Source organism: uncultured Caballeronia sp. (assembly GCF_964243625.1).
Lineage (GTDB): Bacteria > Pseudomonadota > Gammaproteobacteria > Burkholderiales > Burkholderiaceae > Caballeronia.
In genome coordinates this window covers 1-2,315 of sequence record NZ_CAXTGZ010000806.1, presented here as the reverse complement: position 1 = coordinate 2,315, position 2,315 = coordinate 1, and the positions used below count along the sequence as shown (strand labels likewise).

Genomic DNA, 2,315 nt, shown 5'->3' with positions numbered 1-2,315 from the left:
GGTAGATCTCGGGGTAACGTCTGTTTCCGGAAGCGTATAGCCGTCGTCCAGCTCTTCGCGCGTGTACACGCCTAGGATCACGTCAGGGCAGTACAGGCGAGCCCATTTTTTGAGGGCCAGGTAGGCGATCTGCTGCTTCGGATCGTCTGCCCACAGCGTCGAGTTCCGGGTTCGTGCCTGAGTCATCAAGGTGGTCAGTTCGCGCGGGGTATCCTCGCCCACGAACGTAGCCCAAACGCGGACGCCCAACCCTTTCTCGTCATTAATGTTCCAGTTTGGGACGCGATACTTTTTTGGCTGCCCGTGGTCATCCGTTTGTTTTTTGCTCTCGATCTCGCGGAAATTGCCAATGATTTTGTCCCAGTCGCCAAACCACTCGTAGTGGATTCGATCAATGGTCGGGGCTCGGGTGGTGATGACCGCGTTGACCAGTTGGGCTTCATAGCTAAGTTGGCCGCCGTTAACGATGAAGGTCTTCTGCGCCACTTGGAATGGGTTCATTCCCCACTGCATGGACTGCATGATCACTGCCATGCAGTCAGCGGTGTTGCCGTGAAAGTGCTTCGGCAGGGTGGTTTTACCCCCTGCCATGATGCCCGCGAGCTCAGTCATCGACTGCATGCTGTCGCGATTGAGGATCAGCCCAGTCGGGCTGGTGTCCATTGGTACGGTAGAAATCTGGGTTTGAGCGCTCATTGCTAACTCCATAGCCGACGACTTTGGTCGGCCTCCGGGGTGGTTTCAGGGTTCTTTAGAACGACATGGCGCGCAGCCAGGCAGAGGCCTCGTCATTGGTGACGCAGAAGGCCATGGCTACGACCTCGACCACTTCGCTGGCACTTGGAATGTTCGAGTCAGCGAATGCGTCCGCCGCTGGGACCGGATCAACTGCCGCTGCAACCGTTTGTGCTGGGTCAGCAATCACTGGAGCCGCAACAACAGTCACTGCTGGGGCGGGCGCAGCAGCCTGGGCACGCAGACGGGCCAGCTCTTCCTGGTCACGCTGATACTGCGCGTCACGTTCACGCTGCTGGCGCTGTTGTGTTTCCATGTCGCGGCGTTGCTGGTCCAACTCGTCCTGCTGCTTTTTCAAGCGCAGACGATCTTCCTCGGCCCGCTGCTTACGTAGTTCTTCAGCCTCAGCGTCGGCGATGCGTTGCTTCTCGCGCAGCTCGTCCAGCTCTTTCTGCTGTGCCAGCAGCTTGGCAGCAGCTTCCTCTCGATCAATGGCAGCATTGTGTAGCGCTTCCAATTGCTCAATGGCGTTGTCGCGAGCGATGGTGCCTTCGGCTTCAAATTCGCCATATTCTTCGGGCAGGATCACCGACTCCTTGACGCCTTGCAGAATTCCGGCGACGTCGGCAGCGCTGCGGCTTGCGTATGCGGCAGCGACAGAGCTGAAGCGGGTAATCTTTGCCCGGATGGCTTCGACACGCTCAGCCTCGACACGCTCGCGCTCTGCCTTGGCATCAGCAATACGCTTTTCTTCGGCCTTGATCGCTTCATCCACAGGCTCTTCAATCGCCAGCACACGAGTCTTGAGCGTTTCACCGAACTCCTTGACTTGATTGACGCGAGCCTGAGCTTCTTTGACCTTTTGCTGATATGGCACCAATGCGGTTTTGGTGGTCTTATCCAGGGCGTAGCGCACATCGCGGATATCGACGCGAACTTCCTTCGCGCTCGCCAAGCCTTCGCTCGTCGAGCAGTCAACGACCAGCTTCCCGTAGGTTGTCTCTAGCCGAACGATTTGCTCCTCGTGCGGCCGATACTCCGCAATGTCGGTGACGGCGACGGCGACAGCAGGGGCAATGGACTTCTTGGATTCTTCGGTTTCGCTCATTTCGAGCGATTCTTGAGCGGGTGCTTTTTTAGCATTTGTGGACATGACGATCCCTCGCCGCGCCTGGCGCAGCATTGAAAGTGTTGTGGTGGGGTGGTGCCGTTAAGCGGCAGAAACGAGTGACGCGTTGTATTCGGCGTAGATCTGGTCGATGCGCGCCCGGTAGCGGCGATGCTCGGCCTCATCAATGGCCCGCAGCATAAAAGCCAAGGTGACGCAAGATGTCGCTGCAGCGCTGGCGTTGGGTTTGCCGAGGTCGCGGATCATGTTTTCGATCTCTGCCTCGATCCAGCTGACGGCGTTATGGTGGTCTCGTTGGGCGGTGTTCATGTATCACCCCCAATCGGAGGACAAATGTTTTCCATCTGAGCCATTGCCAGTCCAATGCGACGCTTGAGGCTGGCACGCTCTGCGAGCCGGCGGACTTCACGCTCTGCCAAATCTTTCTCGGTGTATTCGTGAAAGAGGGCGG

General features: G+C 57.8%; 3 protein-coding genes. All 3 read right to left on the bottom strand.

The genetic code is table 11. The annotated features are described in order from the left end of the window. On the bottom strand, positions 1–696 hold a 696-nt coding region (locus tag ACFFAR_RS31150), incomplete at its 3' end, for a RecT family recombinase (RefSeq protein ID WP_375509220.1). A gap of 55 nt (positions 697–751) precedes the next feature. Further along, positions 752–1,888, bottom strand: a complete 1,137-nt coding sequence (locus tag ACFFAR_RS31145) for a hypothetical protein (RefSeq protein WP_375509219.1) — start codon at positions 1,886–1,888, stop codon at positions 752–754. A 57-nt stretch (positions 1,889–1,945) separates the two neighbouring features. Further along, entirely contained in the window at positions 1,946–2,173 is a 228-nt protein-coding gene (locus tag ACFFAR_RS31140; protein WP_375509218.1) for a hypothetical protein, read from the bottom strand. Between the last annotated feature and the right edge of the window lie 142 nt (positions 2,174–2,315).

What these genes read in the sequence shown, in the direction of transcription:
- ACFFAR_RS31140 (WP_375509218.1), bottom strand. Translation starts at nt 2,173, where the DNA reads ATGAACACCGCCCAACGAGACCACCATAACGCCGTCAGCTGGATCGAG.
- ACFFAR_RS31145 (WP_375509219.1), bottom strand. Translation starts at nt 1,888, where the DNA reads ATGTCCACAAATGCTAAAAAAGCACCCGCTCAAGAATCGCTCGAAATG.